The organism is Pseudomonas sp. 1L-C-7-B-C1, assembly GCF_057291635.1.
On record NZ_JBXAWH010000015.1, the window covers coordinates 114,529 to 132,330 of the forward strand.

A 17,802-nucleotide genomic window follows, 5' to 3' on the forward strand; every position below is an offset into this window, starting at 1 on the left:
GGGGCAGCTCTCGCGGCATCCATGCCGCTCGGCCCACTCCGCGAAACCTGCGTTCAGCCTGCACCAAAGTCGCGATTGGCGTCGTCTGCGCTATTTGCGTATGAAGATCAAAAGCAGATCAAAATCGGATCAAGGGCTTCCCGGCTAAAACCGGTCTTACGGGGATCGCCGCCGGTCCCACTGACACAGCGCATGCTTTTAGTGGGACCGGCTTCAGCCGGGAAGTTTTTGATCTGATCGTTCCCACGCTCCGCGTGGTAATGAAGCCCCGGACGCTTTGCGTCATCGGTCTCACTGATGTACGCGCACTCATAGTGGGACCGGCTTTAGCCGGGAAGAGGCCCGCGCAATCGATATTAATTTCGCGGTGTGGCATCCGACGCCTTCCCGGCTGAAGCCGGTCCCACTGACATCAAAGGCCTGTCGGCACGGCAACATTCCGAAACTGCCCTACCGTTGACCACTCGTCGGACCGCCTGCATCCTGCGCCGCCTCAAATTGGCAGGCATCAACAAGGTCATGTTCAAGGACGACAAAAAAGATCCCTTTGGGGACGACTCGATTTTCAAAGGGCTTCCCAACGGAGGTGCGTCGTGGGCCGCATGGAACCCGCCTCCCGAACCCGTGCGGGTGCCCACTTCGATGCCAGAGCGCTGGCCGGCCCCGAAGGAGCGCACCGACAAGGTCTTCGCCAAATCCTGTACCGGGGAATGGTGCAGCACTGACGCCGGCACTGAGGTAGAGCCCGCCTCCAACTTCGGCGCGGTCATGATGGCGGGCGCCATGCTGCTGCCTTCCGCCTCCGACGCCATTGCCGCCGCACTCGGCGCAGACATGGGACTGGGCCGTATGGCCGGTGGCGGCATCATGCAGCGCAGCCACACCTGGCTGCTTCGCGGAGCAGGCGGCCCGGCGAGTCTGTTCATCGTCGGCATGCTCCCGGCGAAGATGGGCGACGGCACGCTCTACACCGACGACGAATTGCGCAACCTGACTCAGGCAACCACGCGGGTGCGCTTTCAGCTGCGCCGTGATGCAGAGGGCGAGTTGCAGATCTACGGCATTCACTCCAAAGCATCCGGCGACGACTCGGTCCGCACTGTGCAAGCCCGCTGGAATGCCGACAAAAGCGCGATGGAAGCCCATCTCAACGGCATCACTATTCTCATGACGCGCCGCCGGGGTCGATACGGGACGCTGGAACCGCTGGTCTACCCCGAAAACAGCGATGCCCGTTTAGGCACCATCCTCGTCCACCCGATCCCGGACGACACCGACAGCCAGCTCGAAGGCCTCCCAGGCGACGACATCACCGCAGAAGACCGCATCCTAGTCTTCCCCGCTGATTCGGGGCTGAGGTCGATGTATGTGGTGTATGCGCGGCCGTTTAATGGGGATCATGGGTACTATCCTCCTCCGAAAGAACTCGCCGCATTTCCCGACGCAAAGGTTGCGCCCCGGAAGACATCGGTCAAGGGCGGTGGAGGTCTGCGCAAACGCTGGAAAACCCAGGCAGGCGAGATTTTCGAATGGGACAGCCAGCACGGGGCAATTGAAAAATACAACAAGCGAGGAAAACACTTGGGAGAGTTCGACGCAGAAACAGGCACTCAAACCAAAAGTGCAGACAGCACACGCGAGGTTGAACCTTGAAATACATCGTTGAGGTATTCGACAGAGAGAGCGAACAGCTTAAGCTTGAAATCAATCTGCCCGACGGTTGCGACGCTCAATTGAGCGAAATCATGGAGTGGTCGGAACCGCAACGCGGCGACGAAGGATACGACCTGAACCGCGATCAGGCTTCAGCCATTGAGGCATTGGTTGGAAGAAAATTCTTTGATGAGGTTCATATCTTCCAACTTACATGCAATGTCGCTTAAAGCTCGATCGTTTGAAGGGGACTGATTTATTTACAGCGCTTCTCCATAAATTAATCTGTCCCCGGTCCGTTGGTGTGGCATCCGACGTCTTCCCGGCTAAAGCCGGTCCTACTGACACAACGCTTGCATTTAGTGGGACCGGCTTTAGCCGGGAAGAGGCTCGCGCAATCGCTATCAATTTCTCGGTGTAGCATCCGACGCCTTCCCGGCTAAAGCCGGTCCCACTGAGATCAAAACCTGTAATCGGTGAGCCAGACACATGCAGATCGTTCCCACGCTCTGCGTGGTAATGCAGCCCCGGACGCTCCGCGTCCCTGTGGGACTGGCTTTAGCCGGGAAGGCGTCAGCGGCCATACCGAAAAATTGATATTGCACACACCGGCCTCTTCCCGGCTGAAGCCGGTCCCACTATTGGAACGCGTAGCCTGACGGCCCTCCGTTAAACCAATTTTCCGGCAATCGCCGCCCCGACGTTTTGGGTTGAGCCCTTCCCGCCCAAATCCTGGGTGATTGGCCCCTCTGCAATCACTTCCTCAATCGCCTTCAATATCCCGTCATGGGCCGCGCGGTAGCGTTCGTCTCCGTTGCCGAGGAAGTCGAGCATCAGTGCGCCGGACCAGATCATCGCGATCGGGTTGGCGATGTTTTGTCCGTAGATATCCGGCGCGGAGCCGTGCACTGGTTCGAACAATGACGGAAACCGCCGTTCCGGGTCGAGGTTGGCCGACGGTGCGATGCCGATGGTGCCCGCGCACGCCGGGCCGAGGTCCGAGAGGATGTCGCCGAACAGGTTCGACGCCACCACCACGTCAAACCGGTCCGGCTGCAGCACGAAGCGTGCACACAGAATGTCGATGTGCTGCTTGTCCCACGTCACTTCGGGGTAGTTCGCCGCCATGAGTGCCGTGCGTTCGTCCCAGTACGGCATGCTGATGGAGATGCCGTTGGATTTGGTCGCGGCCGTCAGGCGTTTGCGCGGGCGGGTCTGGGCGAGTTCGAAGGCGAATTTGAGGATGCGGTCGACGCCGCGGCGGGTGAACACCGATTCCTGCAGCACGAACTCGTGTTCGGTGCCTTCGAACATCTTGCCGCCCACCGAGGAATATTCGCCCTCGGTGTTTTCCCGGATCACCACAAAGTCGATGTCGCCCGGTTCGCGCCCGGCCAAAGGACAGGGCACTCCGGGGAACAGTCGCACGGGGCGGATGTTCACGTATTGGTCGAAGTCACGGCGAAATTTGAGCAGCGAACCCCACAGGGAAATGTGGTCCGGCACCTTGTCGGGCCAGCCCACGGCCCCGAAGTAGATCGCGTCATAGCCTTTGAGTTGCTCGAACCAGTCGTCGGGCATCATCTTCCCGTGTTCGAGGTAGTAGTTGCAGTGGGCCCAGTCGAGCACGTCGATGCTCAGGTTGAGTTCCCACTTTTTTGCCGCCTGTTCCAGTACCCGAAGCCCTTCCGGCAGGACTTCCTTGCCAATGCCGTCGCCCGCAATCGCGGCGATTCTGAATGCCTTGCTCATTTTGCGCCCCGTGCAATGAATCAGTTCAAGCCGCCGATGTGGAAGGCTTTGACTTCAAGGTACTCGTCCAGGCCGTACTTGCTGCCCTCGCGGCCGAGGCCGGATTGTTTGATGCCGCCGAAGGGCGCGACTTCCATGGAGATGATCCCGGTGTTGAGGCCGACCATGCCGAACTCCAGCGCTTCGCCGAAGCGCCACGAACGCTTCAAGTCCTGGGTGAAATAGTAGGCGCCCAGGCCGAACGGCGTGGCGTTGGCCAGGGCCAATGCCTCGGCTTCATCAGTAAAGCGCATCAACGGCGCCACCGGGCCGAAGGTTTCCTCATTGGCCAGCAGCATGCCGGCGTGGGCGTCAGCCAGCACGGTGGGTTGCACGAACTGACTGTCGCCTGCGGGAATCCCGCCGCAGAGCAGTCTGGCGCCCTGGCTCAGGGCATCGTCGATGTGCCGGGCCACCTTGCTGACCGCCGCCGGATTGATCAGCGGGCCAATGGTCACGCCTTCTTCCAGGCCGTTGCCGACCTTGAGCTTGCCCACCTCCTCCACTAGCCGCGCGGCGAAACGGTCGTAGATGCCCGCCTGCACCAGAATGCGGTTAGCGCACACGCAGGTTTGTCCGGCGTTGCGAAACTTGCTGATCATCACCCCGGCCACGGCCTGTTCCAGGTCGGCGTCGTCGAACACCACGAACGGCGCGTTGCCACCCAGTTCCAGGCTCAGGCGTTTGATGTGTTCGGCGCTCTGGCGCATCAGCAGGCGGCCGACGGCGGTGGAGCCGGTGAAGGAAATCTTGCGCACCGCCGGGTTGCCGGTGAGTTCTTCACCGATGCCGGCGGGCATTCCGGTGATGACGTTGAACACGCCGGCCGGAATACCGACGCGCTCGGCCAGCACTGCCAGCGCAAGGGCCGACAGCGGCGTGAGGTCCGACGGTTTGACGATGACCGGGCAGCCGGCGGCCAGGGCCGGCGCGCATTTGCGGGTGATCATCGCGTTGGGGAAATTCCACGGGGTGATCGCGGCGCAGACGCCCACGGGTTGCTTGAGGGTCAGCAGGCGGCGGTCGCCACTGGGGGCCGGCATGGTTTCGCCGTAGACCCGGCGCGCTTCTTCGGCGAACCATTTGACGAAGCCGGCGCCGTAGCGGATTTCGCCCTTGGCCTCGTTCAGCGGCTTGCCCTGCTCGCAGGTCATGATCAACGCGAGGTCGTCGAGGTGGTCGATCATCGCCTGGAACCAGCGCTCCAGCAGCGCCGCACGTTCTGCCGCCGGGCGCGCGCGCCACGCCGGCCAGGCACGCTCGGCGGCTTCGATGGCCCGGCGGGTATCGAGCGCGTCCATGGCCGGAACCTGGGCAAGCAGTTCGCCGGTGGCGGGGTCGCTGACGTCCAGGGTGGCGCCGCTGTCAGCAGCGATCCACTGGCCGTTCACGTAGGCGCGTTCAGCCAGCAGGCCGGGGTCTTGCAAGCGATTCTTGAGCATGGTCGAGTCCTGATCCGAGACAGATTCCAGTCTAGGGATCTGCTTCGGACGAGGATGCCGAAAGCGTCTTCAAGCCAGCGTGCCGTGCTGAAATTCACGTCAGGACGGCAGGCTCTGCTACGCCTTCAGCGAGCCCAGCAGCCCTTGCAAAAAGCGCTCGCCGGCGTCCATCTGGCTGACTTCGATAAACTCGTCCGGCTTGTGCGCCTGCTCGATGGAACCCGGGCCGCACACCACCACCGGCACATCCAGCCGCTGCTTGAACAGACCGCCTTCGGTGCCGAAGGAGACCTTGGTCATGCCGGTGTCCGGCGCGGCGAATTGCTTGAGGAAGCTCACCGCTTCGACCGTCGGGTGGGTATCCAGGCCGGGGTAGACGTTGATGGTTTCGATCTCGATGGCCGCGACGCTGGAAAGCTTCTGCGCCTCACGCACGATCACTTCGGCGCGCTCGCGCATCTGCTCGATGAACTGATCCAGGTTGTCCGCCGGCAGGTTGCGCACCTCGAAATCCAGTGTGCACAGGTTCGGCACGATGTTCAGCGCCTTGCCGCCGCTGATGTGCCCGACGTGCACGGTGCTGTAGGGCACGTCGTAGTCGGTGTCCTGGGCGCCGTGCTGTTGCAGGTGTTGCTGGCTTTCACGCAGGGAGGCGATGAAGTCGCAGGCCACGTGAATGGCATTCACCGAGCGCGGCGCCAGGGAGGAATGCGCCTCCTGACCCCGGCAATAGGTCCGGTAGGAGCCCTTGCCCTTGTGGCCCAGCACGAATTGCATGTTGGTCGGCTCGCCGATCACGCACAGAAACGGCCGCACCGGCGCCAGGTGCAGCACATCGAGCAAGCGCCGCACGCCGACGCAACCGATTTCCTCGTCATGGGACAAGGCCAGTTGCAACGGGCGGTTGAGTGAGTGCTCGGCCGCGTCGAGCATGGCGTCGATGGCCAGGGCGATGAAGCCCTTCATGTCGCAGCTGCCACGGCCATAGATGCGCCCGTCCTGCACGGTGGCGGCGAAGGCCGGAAAGGTCCATGCCTGCCCCGCCGCCGGCACCACGTCGGTGTGCCCGGAGAGCAACACGCCGGGCTGGTCTTTCGGCCCGGTGCTGGCGAACAGGTTGGCCTTCTTGCCACTCTCGTCTTTGACGATCAGCGACTCGATGCCCTTGCTCAGCAGCAGGTCGCGAACGTAGTCGATCAGGGCCATGTTGGACTCCGACGACACGGTTTCGAAGGCCATCAGCCGTTTCAGAATCTCGAGAACGCGGGGTTTCATGAGGCGTGGCTCCGTTGCGCGGCAGGAAGGGCAAAACGTCTGATGGAGAATGCCTCGATCGGGGTCGTGGTGCGACCGGTGTCGAGCAGTTCGGCCATCACATCACCGACGCCAGGGCCGAGCTGAAAGCCGTGGCCGCAGAAGCCGAAGGCATAGAACAGGTCGTCGACGGTGCCGCTGGGGCCCATGATCGGCAGCGAATCTGGCAGGTAGCCTTCGATGCCGCTCCACACGCGGATGATGTTCAGATTCCCCACGCCCGGCAGCAGTCGGCGCATCTGCTCGGCCTGATTGAGGATGCTGCGCGGCTCGACAGCGGCGCGGCGGTTGAGCATGTCCGGTTTGCTGCGAAAGCCGCCGCCAATGACGATGTTGCCCCGGGGAATCTGGCGGAAATAAATCACCTCTTCGGCGATCTTGGTGTACACACCGATCACTGTCGGCAAGGCGTAGGGCACCGGTTCCGTGACCGCCATCTGCGGGCCGTGGGTGTCCAGCGGCACCGGCTCGCCAAACTGCGCCGAGAGTTTCTGGCCCCAGGCGCCGGCGGTGATCAACAGCTGCGCGGCGTGAAACTGACGACCGTCCGTTGTGGTGACGTGAAAATCACCGCCGACCTTCTGGACCTCGGCCACTTCAGTACGCTCTTCGATCTGCGCGCCCAGGCGCCGGGCGGCGCGGGCAAAGGCCGGGGCGGCGAGGCGCGGGTTGGCGTGGCCGTCGTGGGGGGCGTACGAGCCGCCTTTGACGTCCGTGCCGAGAAAGCCAAAGCGCTGATGCAGCTCGGCGCCACGGTAGATTTTCAGGTCAAGTTCCTCGGCTTCCGGGGCGGCGGCATACGCCTCCAGCTCGGCGATTTCGTCTTCGCGGTAACACACGCGCATGTGCCCGCTGGGGATGAATTCGAGGTCGTCGTCGATCAGTTCCGGCAGGCGTTTCCACAGTGCGTACGATCGGTTGGCCAGCGCCAGTTGCCCGAGAAAACGCCCTTGCCGGCGCACGTTGCCGAAGTTGACGCCGCTGGCGTACTGGCCGATCTGGTCGCGCTCCAGCAGGATCACCGACTGCCCGCGCTGACGCAGAAAGAACGCCGTCGCTGAGCCCATCACGCCGCCACCGACGATCACCACATCTGCTTTTTGCACGCTCATGGCGACACCTCCTCAATGAGCATCGACAAGGGTTTGACCGGCGCCTGCCCACGCTGGCGACCGACTTCCTGCACCTGCACGCCGGCCTCTGCGGCGATCACTTCAGCCCCCGCCTGGGAGCAATAACGCCCCTGGCAGCGACCCATGCCGACCCGGCTGAAAGCCTTGGCACGGTTGACTTCACACGCGTTCTTCTCGTTGACCGTGCGGCGTAATTCGCCGGCCGTGATCATCTCGCAGCGGCACACGATGGCGCTGTCGGGCAAGGCCTTCGCCTGCTCGGCGGGCCAAGGAAACGCTTCGGCCAGGCCCAGACGAAACTGGTCCATCACCGTGAGCGCCTGTTGCTGTTCATCACGCAGTCCGGCATTGAACGGCTGCTTGAGGTCTTCGAGCAGCGCCAGGGCCACTCGGCGTCCGGCGTGCTCGGCGGCATCGGCCCCGCGAATCTTCGCCCCGTCGCCCGCGGCGTAGACGCCGTTCACCGAGGTGCGACCGGCCTCGTCCGTCGCCAGCCACCATTGCCTGGAGGCTTCATCGAAGGCCATGGCGCAACCTGCCAGATCACCCAGCTGGGTTTCCGGGCGCAGGTGATAACCCAATGCGACGGCATCCGCCTGCACGGTCACGGCCTTGCCGCTGCCGGTGGTGAAACGCACGCCTGCCACGCCATTGGCGGCATCGCCCAACACCTCTAACGGTTTGACGCCGAGATGCACGGGCACTTTAGCCTGATACAGCTGCGCCAGAAATTTCATGCCGGTCCACAACAGCCCCGGTCGTGCCAGCAGTTTTGGCAGGGCTTTAAGACGCAGGCTGAAGGGCGAGGTATCAAGAACCGCGGCCACATCCGCGCCGGCTTTGACGTACTGGCTGGCGACCAGGTACAGCAAGGGCCCGCTGCCCATGAACACCACGCGATGGCCGATGGAAACGGCCTGGTTTTTCAACGCGATCTGCGCCCCGCCCAGGCTGTAGGTGCCCGCCAGTTGCCAGCCTTCAATGGGCATCAGGCGGTCGGTAGCGCCGGTGCAGAGAATCAGCGCGTCGTAGTCCAGGGTGGTGTGGCGGCCCTGATTCGCGCAGCACAACTGCCCCGGCGTGAGGTTCCACACCAGCGTGTCCGGGCGGTAATCGATGGCGCCACGGATGCGGTCGAAGGTCTGGTGCAGGTCCTTGGCCTTGTCGGCTTCGCTGCCATACAAGGTGGAGTAATCGCGGGTGAATCCGTCCGGCTGGCGGCGGTAGATCTGCCCGCCGTCGCGGCGGTTCTCGTCCACCAGAATCGGTTTGATGCCGGCCGCCAGCAAGGTTTCGGCGCAACGCACGCCGGCCGGTCCCGCGCCCACAATGACGACGCGTTGGGTGCTCAACTGTGCAGTGGCCATTTCGCCTCCGGTTGTGTGGTGACGATGTCCAGCCCGTCGCGGACTTCGTTGGAGCAGGCACGCAGGCGTTCGCCGCCACGGGTCCAGACCCAGCAATCCTGGCAGGCGCCCATCAGGCAGAAACCGGCGCGGCGGCCGCTGTCGAATTCCGACTGGCGCAGCGAACCGCCCTGGGTCAGCAACGCCACCATCAGCGTGTCGCCCTGTAATGCTTCGACCGGCGCGCCATCAACAGTCAGGTTGACCGTCGGCCGGCCCTGTTCGGCCAGCCTCACAAAACGCCCTTTCATGCATACGCTCCAAAGCTTGTGGTGGTAACGCCGCGCTGGGTCGCCAGCAGATCGGCGCCGTCGCGGTGGCAGAGAATTTCGCTGCCGTTGTCCAGCGTGCGGCGCTTCGGCGCGGTGCGGTTGCACAGGCCGTCGATGCGCACCGGGCAGCGATTGAGGAAGGTGCACAGCTCCGGCAGGTTGGCCCGTTCGCCGATCGTCGGCAGCTCGCCATGGGTCGCGCCGCAGGTTTCCAGCCAGCCCTGACGGAGCTCCGGCACCGAATGGATGAGCAGGTCGGTGTACGGGTGGTATGGCGCTTCGGCAAAGGATTCGCGGCGGCCGGCGTGGACTTTGTGGCCGCTGTACATCACCACGATGTCGTCGCACAGCGCACGCACGGTGGAGATGTCGTGGCTGATGAACAGGTAGGACACGCCCAGTTGCTGGCGCAGGTCGCGGAGCAGTTCGAGGATCGCCGCGCCGACCACGGTGTCGAGGGCCGAGGTGACTTCATCGCAGAGAATCAGATCGGGCTTGGCCGCCAACGCACGGGCCAGATTGACCCGCTGCTTCTGCCCGCCCGACAGTTCATTGGGACGGCGGTCGGCCATGTCCCGCGGCAGGCGCACCAGGTCGAGCAGCTCGCCGATGCGCGCCTGCAACGCCGCGCCCTTGAGGCCGAAATACATTTTCAGCGGACGGCTGAGGATGGTCGCCACGCTGTGCATCGGGTTGAGCGCGGTGTCGGCGTTCTGGAAAACCATCTGAATCCGGCGAAACTGCTCCGGCGTACGCTCCGACAAGCTGCCGCCCAACGGCTGGCCGTCGAAGGTCAGGCCGCCGAGGGCCGGGGTCAGCAGCCCCGCTACGACCCGTGCCAGGGTGGATTTGCCCGAGCCCGATTCACCGATCACGCCGATGGCCTGGCCACGTCGTACGGTCAGGTCGATGTCTTCCAGAACGCGGATCGCCGGCATGCCGTGCAGGTTTTTGTTGCCGTAGCCGGCGGTCAGGCCGGTGATGGTCAGCAGCGGGCTTTCTTCAGCCACGCCACAGGGCGGACGAATGCCCGTGTCAGGCCGCGCGGCCGCCAGCAGGCTGCGGGTGTACTCGTGGGTCGGTGCCTTGAGCAGCGGCGCGGTGGCGCTTTGTTCAAGGATCTGCCCGCCGTTGAGCACGACGATCTGGTCGGCCATCTGCGCGACCACGGCCAAGTCGTGGGACACGTAAACCGCCGTGGCGCCTCGCTCGCGTACCACACGTTTGAAAGCGCGCAGCACGTCGATCTGGGTGGTGACGTCCAGCGCGGTGGTCGGCTCATCGAGCACCACCAACAGCGGGTCGCTGATCAGCGCCATGGCCGCCATCACCCGTTGCAGCTGACCGCCGGAGACCTGGTGCGGGTAGCGACGGCCAATGCGTTCCGGGTTTGGCAGGGCCAGGTCACGGAACAGGCCAATGGCCTTGGCTTCCAGCTCTGGGCGGGTGCCGAGGCCATGAATCAACGGACCTTCGACCACTTGGTCGAGGAGTTTTTTCGCCGGATTAAAGGCGGCCGCCGCGCTCTGGGCAATGTACGAAACACGGTTGCCGCGCAGGCCCTGCAGCTGTTTTTCGTTCAGGGCGAGCATGTCGTGTTCGCCGACCTGCACCACGCCACCGGACAACCGGCAGCCCCGTCGCGCATAACCGAGCAAGGCCAGAGCAATCGTGGTTTTGCCGGAGCCGGACTCGCCAATCAGCGCCAATACTTCGCCCTTCTCCAGGGCAAAACTCACGCCCTTGACGATCTCCACTTCGCTGCCCGGATCGCCGGCCACCACGCGCAAGTCTTCGACGCGAATCAACTGGGTCATATCAATGGCCTCCCGAGCGTCGACCGCGTCGCGATGACAGGTAGTCGATCAGCAGATTGACGCCGATGGTCAGCGTGCCGATGGCCAGCGCCGGAATGATGATCGCCATCGCGCCCTGATTGAGGCCGCCGATGTTTTCCCGCACCAGCGAGCCAAGGTCGGCGTCGGGCGGCTGTACGCCGAGGCCCAGAAAGCTCATGCCGCTGAGCAACAGCACGATGTAGCCGAAACGCAGGCCCAGGTCGGTGAGCACCGGGTTGAGCATGTTCGGCAGGATTTCCCGGCACGCCACGTACAGCTTGCCTTCGCCCCGGGTACGCGCCACTTGCACGTATTCCAGCGCTTCGATATTCACCGCCATGCTGCGGGCCACCCGGAACGAACCGGGGATATAGCTGATGACCGCCGTGCAGATCAGCAGCGTGACCGACGAGCCGAAGGCCGAGACCATGATCAGCGCGAGCATCTTGCTGGGGATCGAAATGAACGCGTCCATGATCCGGCTGATGATTTCGTCCAGCCATTTCGGCGAAACCACCGACAGCAGCGCGCAGCCGGTGCCGAAGAAGCTGGCCAACAGCGCCGCCACCAGCGACAGACCGACGGTGAAGCGCGCCCCCACCAGCACCCGGCTGAGCATGTCGCGGCCCAGGTAATCGGTGCCGAAGGGATGCGCTAGGCTGAAGCCTTCGAAGATGTTGTCGGAGATCACTTCGCCGACCGGGTGCGGCGCCAGCCACGGGCCGAACAGCGCCACCAGCAGCCAGATCACACAGACGGCAGCGCCGACCAATCCCAGCCAGGACGGGTTGCCGGAGACCTTGGCCAGTGCCAGGGCTGAAGACGCAGGCCTGGATTTCGCAATGAGCGGGTTCATTGGTTTCTCAGCCTCGGGTTGGAGAGGATGGCGCAGAGGTCGGCAAGCAACACCAACGCCAGGTAGGCCGCGCAGAACAGCATGGTGCAGGCTTGCACCAGGGCCATGTCGCGGTTGGTCACGGCATCCACCATCAGGCTGGCGATGCCGGGGTAGTTGAAGATGGTTTCAACGATCACCACCCCGCCCAGCAGGTACGACAGGCTCAGGGCAATGGCGTTGGCAATCGGCCCGATCGCGTTGGGCAAGGCGTGGCGCAGCACGATGCGGATCGGGCTGACGCCTTTGAGGCGGGCCATTTCCACGTACGGGCTGTCGAGCTGGTCGATGACGGCAGCACGGGTCATCCGCGCCATCTGCGCCACGATCACGCAGCACAAGGTCATCACCGGCAGCGCGTAGGTGCGCAAAAACTGCAGCGGCGAGGTGATGTCAGTGGCATAGGACAGTGCCGACAGCCAACCGAGGTTGACCGCGAAAATCAGCACCGCCAGGGTCGCCACCAGAAACTCCGGCACCGCGACCATCGCCAGAGTGATGAAACTCAGGCAGCTGTCGATGCGCCCGCCCCGGCCCATGGCCGAACCGATGCCGAGGATCAGCGCCAGCGGCACCGACACCAGCGCCGTGGCGCCCGCCAGCATCAGCGTGTTCGGCACCCGGCCGGCCATCAATTCACCCACCGGCATGGCGTTGGACACCGACTGGCCCATGTCGCCGGTGAGCAGGCTCATCAACCAGTGCAGATAGCGCAACACGCCGGGTTGATCGAGCCCCAGTTTCAGGCGCAGTGCCGCCACCTGTTCCGGGGTGGCGAACTGCCCGAGGGATTGCTGCGCCGCGTCGCCCGGCAGCACGGCCGTGATCGCGAACACGACCATGGACACGATCAACAGGGTCACGACCCCGGCACCGAGGCGCCGGCAGATCAACCACAGCGTATGGCTATTCATCGCACTGCCTCCTCAAGCGTCCAGCCACACCTGCTCGGCGAACATGTAACCCATGAAGCCGCCCAACGGGTTGGTGTCGTAGCCCTTGATGCGCTGGTCGACGCCGTCGATGTTGCTGATGAATACCGGCACGCCGATGCCGCAGTGATCGTGCACCAGGGTCTGCATGTCGCCGTACATCTTGGCGCGCTTGGCGTCGTCGGTTTCGCCCCGGGCCAGCATCAGTAACTGGTCGAACTGATCGTTCTGCCAGCCGGACTCGTTCCACGGCGCCTTGGACTGGAAGAACTGCGAGAACATCACGTCGGCGTTCGGTCGCGGGTTGATGTTGCCGAAGCTCAACGGGTGCTTCATCCAGTGGTTGGACCAGTAGCCGTCGCTCGGCAGGCGGTTGACGTCCAGTTTGAGCCCCGCCTGTTTCGCCGATTGCTGCAGCAGCACGGCGATGTCCACGGAACCGGTCGCGGCAGGCGACGCCATGACGGGCATGGTGATGCTTTCCATGCCGGCTTTCTTCAGCAGGAATTTGGCTTTTTCCGGGTCGTATACCGTCTGCGGCAAGTCGGTGTTGAAGTAGCGCGAACCTGGCGCAATCGGGTGGTCGTTGCCGACCACGGCGAAGCCACGGAAGACCGCGGACTTGACTTGTTCACGGTCCAGCAGCAGTTTCATGGCCTGGGTGAATTCCGGGCTTTTGCCGGGGAGCTGGTCCTGGCGAATGATCAAGTCAGTGTAGTTGCCCGACGGCGCATCAACGACGCGGTGTTTGGGGCTGGCGGCGATACGTGTGGTGGAGCGCGGGTTGACCTCGTTGATCATGTGCACGTCGCCGGACAGCAACGCGTTGACCCGCGACGGCTCGTCGGCAATGGCGATGAATTCGATCTCGTCGAGGTACGGCAGGCCCGGTTTCCAGTAGTTCTTGTTGCGCACGGCCACCGAACGCACACCCGGCTTGAACTCGCCGACGGTGAACGGCCCGGTGCCGATGCCTTTGTTGAAGTCGGTGGTGCCCTCGGGAACGATCAGCAGGTGCGACACGGCCAGGATCGACGGCAGTTCGGCGTTCGGCGCGCTCAGGCGGATCTGCACTTCGTTCGGGCCGGTGGCCTTGATCTCGGCGAACTGCTCCATCAGCGGCATGACTTTGGAACCGGTGAGCGGGTCCTTGTGGCGGCTGAGGGAGAACACCACGTCGGCGGCGCCGAGGCTCTTGCCGTTGTGGAAGGTCACGTCCTTGCGCAGGGTGATGGTCCACAGCGTGGCGTCGACGTTGTCGATGCGCTCGGCCAGTTCCAGCTGCGGCACCAGGTGCTTATCGAAGCGGGTCAGGCCGTTGTAGAACATGTAGTGACGGGCGTAGTCGGTGGACAGCGCGCCCTTGGCCGGGTCGAGGGTGTCGGCGGTGGAACTGGACATGCCGGCGACGCGGATCTTGCCGCCCGGTTTGCCCTTGCCGCCAGCGGTGGCTTCTTCGGCGAACAGCTTGCCGGCGCTGCCAAACAGGCTGCCCGCCCCCGCTGCGGCGACCCCGGCCAGGCCGAGCATCTGCAAGGCGTTGCGCCGCGACATGCCGCGATTGAGGCCTTCGAATACCCGCAGGCTGTCTGGGCCGGAGATAAGCTCGGGGGTGTCTTTGTGGTCAGTCATATCAAGGCTACCTGTCGATGATCGGGATATTCGAGTGCTCACGGATGTCCGGAGCGTCCTGGAAACGCAGACGACGGTGACGCTACAGCGGCGACTCAGTGCAGTGCTCAGTGCATGATTCAGTGCAAATAGTCCTGCAAGCGGTAGTACGCGCCCACGAACGGCAGAAACCAGGGCTTGCCGAAGTGCCCGGGGATCGCCGGCCATTCCAGTTCACGCCAGGGATTGGCCGCTGCGTTGCCCGCCATGACCTCCGCCATGACCTGGCCCATGTGCACGGACATCTGCACGCCATGGCCGCTGTAGCCCATGGAATGAAACACGCCGCCGTGCTGGCCGGCGCGGGGCAGACGGTCGGACGTCATATCCACCAGACCGCCCCAGCAGTAATCGATTTTCACGTTGGCCAATTGCGGGAACATGTTCAGCATCGCCGCCTGCAGCACCTTGCCGCTCTTGGCGTCGGACACGCCGTCGGACATGGCAAAACGCGCACGCCCGCCAAACAGCAGGCGGTTGTCCGGGGTCAGGCGAAAGTAGTTGCCGATCATGCGGCTGGTCACGTAGGCCCGGTGCTGCGGCAATAACTCGTCGATCAGCGCCTGGGGCAAGACTTCGGTGGCGATGACAAAACTGCCCACCGGCACGATCCGCCGGCGGTACCAGCCGAGGTCGCCGTGCTGGCAAGCGCCGGTCGCCAGCAGCACTTGGTCGGCGTGCAGCGAACCCTTGGCGGTGTTGACCTGATAACCGCCGGCGTCGGGCTTCCAGTCCTTGACCGGGGTGTGTTGGTAAATCATTGCGCCGCGTCGGGCAGCGGCTTCTGCCAGACCGACACCGAAGCGGCCGACGTGCATCTGCACGCCGTTGCGCTGCAACAAGGCGCCATGGAACTGGGTCGAGTTGACTTCGGCTCGGGTCTGCTCGGCATTCAGCAGCTCGACGTCGGCGTCCACCTCCTGGCGGATCAACTCGCAGGTGCGGGCCAGGCCTTCGTAATGCAGGGGTTTGGCCGCCAGCTTGAGCTTGCCGTTGCGCAGCAGATCGCAGGCGATCCTTTCCTGCTCGACCAACGACACCACGGTCTGCACCGCGCTCTCATAGGCCTGGTAATAGGCGCGCGCCCTGGCCGCACCGAGACTGGCGTGCAGACCGGCGTAATCCTGCGCGACGCCGGTGTTGCACTGGCCGCCGTTGCGACCGGAGGCTTCACCGATCACGCGCCCGGCATCCAGCACCACCACGCTGGCCCCCTTGAGCGCCAGCGCCCGCGCCGCCGACAGGCCGGTGAATCCACCGCCGATCACGGCCACGTCGACCTGCCCGGGCAAGCCGCCGAGTTGGGCACCGGTGAAGGCCGGTGAAGTGTCGAGCCAATAGGATTCACTGCCCATCTTTAACCCCTTATTGCGAAAACGGCGGCGCTGAAACGGCGTGGAGACGGCGCTTGAGTTACAGGCCCACCAGCGCCGGCAGTCCGCCGATGTCGGTGATTTGCTGGTACTCGAAATACGCATTCGCCGGCACTTCATGACCGCGGGCGACGAAGGCCTTGTTCTTGATCTTCATGTCGTGGGCCGGCATCAGGTCGTAACGGAAGCTCGAAGACACATGCAAGATGTCTTCCGGGCCGCAGCCGAGGTTGTCGAGCATGAATTCAAAAGCTGCCAGGCGTGGCTTGTAAGCCTGGGCCTGTTCGGCGGTAAAGACCTTGTGAAACGGCGCGCCGAGTTTGTCGACGTTGGACATGATCTGGCTGTCGCTGGCGTTGGAGAAGATCACCAGGGGAATCTTGTCGGCGATCTTCGACAGACCGGCCGGCACGTCGGCGTGGGGGCCCCAGGTCGGCACCGCGTCGTAATACAGCTGGCCTTCATCGCGGTACTCGACGCCCCAGCGTTTGCAGGTCCGGGCCAGGGCGGTCTTGAGGATCACGTCGTACGGCTGCCAGTCGCCCATGACCTGATCGAGGCGATAGGCCGAAAAGTCTTTGACGAACTGGTCCATCTGTTCAGGCTTGACGCGGTCGGCGAAGAGCTCGCGGGTCATGGTGCCCATGTGGAAGTTGGTGAGCGTGCCGTAGCAGTCGAACGTAATGAATTTGGGACGAAGAAAGCTCATTGAGTGCGGTCCTGAAGTCAGTTGAGTGTGGCAAGCGTTCACTGCCCTGGCGGCGCGTCGGCCTCGTTGCAGCACAGGTTCATTACATCACTGTGAAATCAGCATATGCCGTCTAAAACGACCCGTGCTCAATACAAACCACCGTTTTGGTGGCTGGCCTCAGCAGAGTTTGCGGTGCGCGCCAGCCTTGGGCAGGGCCTGTGTTTGTGCGCTTTTAGGGGGCTTTTGTGAGGATTGCCGGGTGGTAAGGCTTAAGAATGGGGCTTGCGGCGGCAGATAATGTTGATCGTTCCCACTCAGGCCGCGGGAACGATCATCGGGGCTGAAACGATAAAATCCGCCCCTGGCATTTGCTGCCGCCCTCGCCCCGGATTTAAGTATGAAGTTGGGTCTCGTCCCCCGCTGCGCAACGAATCTGCCGAATATCCCTCGCCCTCTTGTCAGCCCTTAAATCAGGTGGGATACAGGCGTTCAGCGCTATCTGAATAACGCATAACGGAGCCTCGCCATGTCCGCCCTCCCGCACCCTTCTTATACCTACCGCCGGATGACCGTTGCCGACCTGACCGCCGCCCATGACCTGTCGGTGCAACTGAAATGGCCGCATCGCCTGGACGACTGGGCGATGTTGCATCGGGTCAGCGACGGCTTCGTGGTCATGGACGGCAGTCGCCTGATCGGCAGCGCATTCGTCTGCCCTCAAGGTGATTTCGCGACCATCGGCCTGGTGATCGTCAGCAACGACTATCAGGGCCAGGGCATTGGCCGCCGCTTGATGGAGACGGCCCTCGCCGCGTGCGAGCCGCGTACGCCGATTCTTAACGCCACCGTCGCTGGCAAGCCGTTATATGCCAGTCAGGGTTTTGTTGAGTTCGGTCGAGTGCAGCAGCATCAGGGCCAGGCGCAGGTGCCGGCGCTTGATGAGCTGGCCGCCGGCGAAATATGCCGTGCGCTCACTGCTGACGATCACGCCGCCCTGCTCGCCCTCGCCAAAGCCGCCAGCGGCCTGGACCGCCGCGATGTGTTGCGCGACCTGCAAGTGGAGCATGCCGTGGGCATCGAGCGTGACGGTCAGCTGCGCGGCTTTGCCTTGCTGCGGCCGTTCGGACGCGGGCGCTGCATCGGGCCGGTGGTGGCAGAGAATATCCATCAGGCCAAGCACTTGATCGCGACGTTGCTGGCACAGGTGCCGGACACTTTTGTGCGCATCGACATCCCTGTGACCTGCGGTCTCAGCGACTGGCTGGAAGCGTCGGGCCTGAAGAATGTCGACACCGTGGTACAGATGGCCCGAGGCACGCCGCCCGAGGCCAGCCAGGGCGTGCAACCTTTTGCGCTGATCACCCAGGCGATCGGCTGATTTTTTACGGAGC

At 63.6% G+C, this 17,802-nt stretch carries 15 protein-coding genes; 3 read left to right on the top strand and 12 right to left on the bottom strand.

What is annotated here, in order from left to right; genetic code table 11:
• Window positions 1–519 precede the first annotated feature (519 nt).
• Complete coding sequence (locus AC0Z8Z_RS22090; RefSeq protein WP_485620504.1) at window positions 520–1,653, top strand: colicin E3/pyocin S6 family cytotoxin; 1,134 nt, start codon at window positions 520–522, stop codon at window positions 1,651–1,653.
• The gene (locus AC0Z8Z_RS22095) at window positions 1,650–1,883 is read left to right on the top strand and encodes a DUF7683 domain-containing protein (protein ID WP_074887955.1); all 234 of its coding nucleotides are present in this window, start codon (window positions 1,650–1,652) and stop codon (window positions 1,881–1,883) included. The genes AC0Z8Z_RS22090 and AC0Z8Z_RS22095 overlap by 4 nt, the downstream gene beginning before the upstream one ends.
• A 439-nt stretch (window positions 1,884–2,322) precedes the next feature.
• Here the strand turns inward: AC0Z8Z_RS22095 and AC0Z8Z_RS22100 are convergent, their stop codons facing one another.
• The 12 genes from AC0Z8Z_RS22100 to AC0Z8Z_RS22155 form a co-directional block, all read right to left on the bottom strand.
• Window positions 2,323–3,405, bottom strand: a complete 1,083-nt coding sequence (locus AC0Z8Z_RS22100) for a tartrate dehydrogenase (RefSeq protein WP_485620505.1) — start codon at window positions 3,403–3,405, stop codon at window positions 2,323–2,325.
• A 20-nt stretch (window positions 3,406–3,425) separates the two neighbouring features.
• Window positions 3,426–4,886 (bottom strand): NAD-dependent succinate-semialdehyde dehydrogenase, encoded by a 1,461-nt coding sequence (locus AC0Z8Z_RS22105; RefSeq protein WP_485620506.1) that lies wholly within the window; start codon window positions 4,884–4,886, stop codon window positions 3,426–3,428.
• 117 nt (window positions 4,887–5,003) lie between these two features.
• Entirely contained in the window at window positions 5,004–6,161 is a 1,158-nt protein-coding gene (gene argE / locus AC0Z8Z_RS22110) for an acetylornithine deacetylase (protein WP_485620507.1), read from the bottom strand.
• The gene (locus AC0Z8Z_RS22115) at window positions 6,158–7,312 is read right to left on the bottom strand and encodes an NAD(P)/FAD-dependent oxidoreductase (RefSeq protein WP_485620508.1); all 1,155 of its coding nucleotides are present in this window, start codon (window positions 7,310–7,312) and stop codon (window positions 6,158–6,160) included. Before AC0Z8Z_RS22115 ends, argE begins: the two co-directional genes overlap by 4 nt.
• Window positions 7,309–8,700 carry an FAD/NAD(P)-dependent oxidoreductase gene (locus AC0Z8Z_RS22120; RefSeq protein WP_485620509.1) on the bottom strand — a complete coding sequence of 464 codons (1,392 nt, stop codon included), beginning with the start codon at window positions 8,698–8,700 and terminating at the stop codon, window positions 7,309–7,311. The genes AC0Z8Z_RS22115 and AC0Z8Z_RS22120 overlap by 4 nt, the downstream gene beginning before the upstream one ends.
• A complete protein-coding gene (locus AC0Z8Z_RS22125; protein ID WP_485620510.1) occupies window positions 8,682–8,990 on the bottom strand; it encodes a (2Fe-2S)-binding protein in 309 nt (102 codons plus the stop codon). The genes AC0Z8Z_RS22120 and AC0Z8Z_RS22125 overlap by 19 nt, the downstream gene beginning before the upstream one ends.
• Entirely contained in the window at window positions 8,987–10,828 is a 1,842-nt protein-coding gene (locus tag AC0Z8Z_RS22130) for an ABC transporter ATP-binding protein (RefSeq protein WP_485620511.1), read from the bottom strand. The genes AC0Z8Z_RS22125 and AC0Z8Z_RS22130 overlap by 4 nt, the downstream gene beginning before the upstream one ends.
• A 1-nt stretch (window position 10,829) precedes the next feature.
• A complete protein-coding gene (locus tag AC0Z8Z_RS22135) occupies window positions 10,830–11,705 on the bottom strand; it encodes an ABC transporter permease (RefSeq protein WP_108123039.1) in 876 nt (291 codons plus the stop codon).
• The gene (locus AC0Z8Z_RS22140; protein ID WP_122535507.1) at window positions 11,702–12,658 is read right to left on the bottom strand and encodes an ABC transporter permease; all 957 of its coding nucleotides are present in this window, start codon (window positions 12,656–12,658) and stop codon (window positions 11,702–11,704) included. Before AC0Z8Z_RS22140 ends, AC0Z8Z_RS22135 begins: the two co-directional genes overlap by 4 nt.
• A gap of 12 nt (window positions 12,659–12,670) precedes the next feature.
• Window positions 12,671–14,308, bottom strand: a complete 1,638-nt coding sequence (locus AC0Z8Z_RS22145; protein ID WP_485620512.1) for an ABC transporter substrate-binding protein — start codon at window positions 14,306–14,308, stop codon at window positions 12,671–12,673.
• Window positions 14,309–14,427: 119 nt separating this feature from the next.
• Window positions 14,428–15,702: an NAD(P)/FAD-dependent oxidoreductase gene (locus AC0Z8Z_RS22150; protein ID WP_485620513.1), complete on the bottom strand. Its 1,275-nt coding sequence runs from the start codon at window positions 15,700–15,702 to the stop codon at window positions 14,428–14,430.
• Window positions 15,703–15,760: 58 nt separating this feature from the next.
• Window positions 15,761–16,429: a haloacid dehalogenase type II gene (locus tag AC0Z8Z_RS22155; protein ID WP_122535510.1), complete on the bottom strand. Its 669-nt coding sequence runs from the start codon at window positions 16,427–16,429 to the stop codon at window positions 15,761–15,763.
• Between the two features lie 508 nt (window positions 16,430–16,937).
• Between AC0Z8Z_RS22155 and AC0Z8Z_RS22160 the strand changes: the two genes are divergently transcribed.
• Window positions 16,938–17,789 (top strand): GNAT family N-acetyltransferase, encoded by an 852-nt coding sequence (locus AC0Z8Z_RS22160; RefSeq protein ID WP_485620514.1) that lies wholly within the window; start codon window positions 16,938–16,940, stop codon window positions 17,787–17,789.
• The last annotated feature ends 13 nt before the right edge of the window (window positions 17,790–17,802 follow it).

What these genes read in the sequence shown, in the direction of transcription:
- argE (WP_485620507.1), bottom strand. Translation starts at nt 6,161, where the DNA reads ATGAAACCCCGCGTTCTCGAGATTCTGAAACGGCTGATGGCCTTCGAA.
- AC0Z8Z_RS22120 (WP_485620509.1), bottom strand. Translation starts at nt 8,700, where the DNA reads ATGGCCACTGCACAGTTGAGCACCCAACGCGTCGTCATTGTGGGCGCG.
- AC0Z8Z_RS22100 (WP_485620505.1), bottom strand. Translation starts at nt 3,405, where the DNA reads ATGAGCAAGGCATTCAGAATCGCCGCGATTGCGGGCGACGGCATTGGC.
- AC0Z8Z_RS22155 (WP_122535510.1), bottom strand. Translation starts at nt 16,429, where the DNA reads ATGAGCTTTCTTCGTCCCAAATTCATTACGTTCGACTGCTACGGCACG.
- AC0Z8Z_RS22125 (WP_485620510.1), bottom strand. Translation starts at nt 8,990, where the DNA reads ATGAAAGGGCGTTTTGTGAGGCTGGCCGAACAGGGCCGGCCGACGGTC.
- AC0Z8Z_RS22160 (WP_485620514.1), top strand. Translation starts at nt 16,938, where the DNA reads ATGTCCGCCCTCCCGCACCCTTCTTATACCTACCGCCGGATGACCGTT.
- AC0Z8Z_RS22145 (WP_485620512.1), bottom strand. Translation starts at nt 14,308, where the DNA reads ATGACTGACCACAAAGACACCCCCGAGCTTATCTCCGGCCCAGACAGC.
- AC0Z8Z_RS22150 (WP_485620513.1), bottom strand. Translation starts at nt 15,702, where the DNA reads ATGGGCAGTGAATCCTATTGGCTCGACACTTCACCGGCCTTCACCGGT.
- AC0Z8Z_RS22090 (WP_485620504.1), top strand. Translation starts at nt 520, where the DNA reads ATGTTCAAGGACGACAAAAAAGATCCCTTTGGGGACGACTCGATTTTC.
- AC0Z8Z_RS22135 (WP_108123039.1), bottom strand. Translation starts at nt 11,705, where the DNA reads ATGAACCCGCTCATTGCGAAATCCAGGCCTGCGTCTTCAGCCCTGGCA.
- AC0Z8Z_RS22115 (WP_485620508.1), bottom strand. Translation starts at nt 7,312, where the DNA reads ATGAGCGTGCAAAAAGCAGATGTGGTGATCGTCGGTGGCGGCGTGATG.
- AC0Z8Z_RS22105 (WP_485620506.1), bottom strand. Translation starts at nt 4,886, where the DNA reads ATGCTCAAGAATCGCTTGCAAGACCCCGGCCTGCTGGCTGAACGCGCC.
- AC0Z8Z_RS22130 (WP_485620511.1), bottom strand. Translation starts at nt 10,828, where the DNA reads ATGACCCAGTTGATTCGCGTCGAAGACTTGCGCGTGGTGGCCGGCGAT.
- AC0Z8Z_RS22140 (WP_122535507.1), bottom strand. Translation starts at nt 12,658, where the DNA reads ATGAATAGCCATACGCTGTGGTTGATCTGCCGGCGCCTCGGTGCCGGG.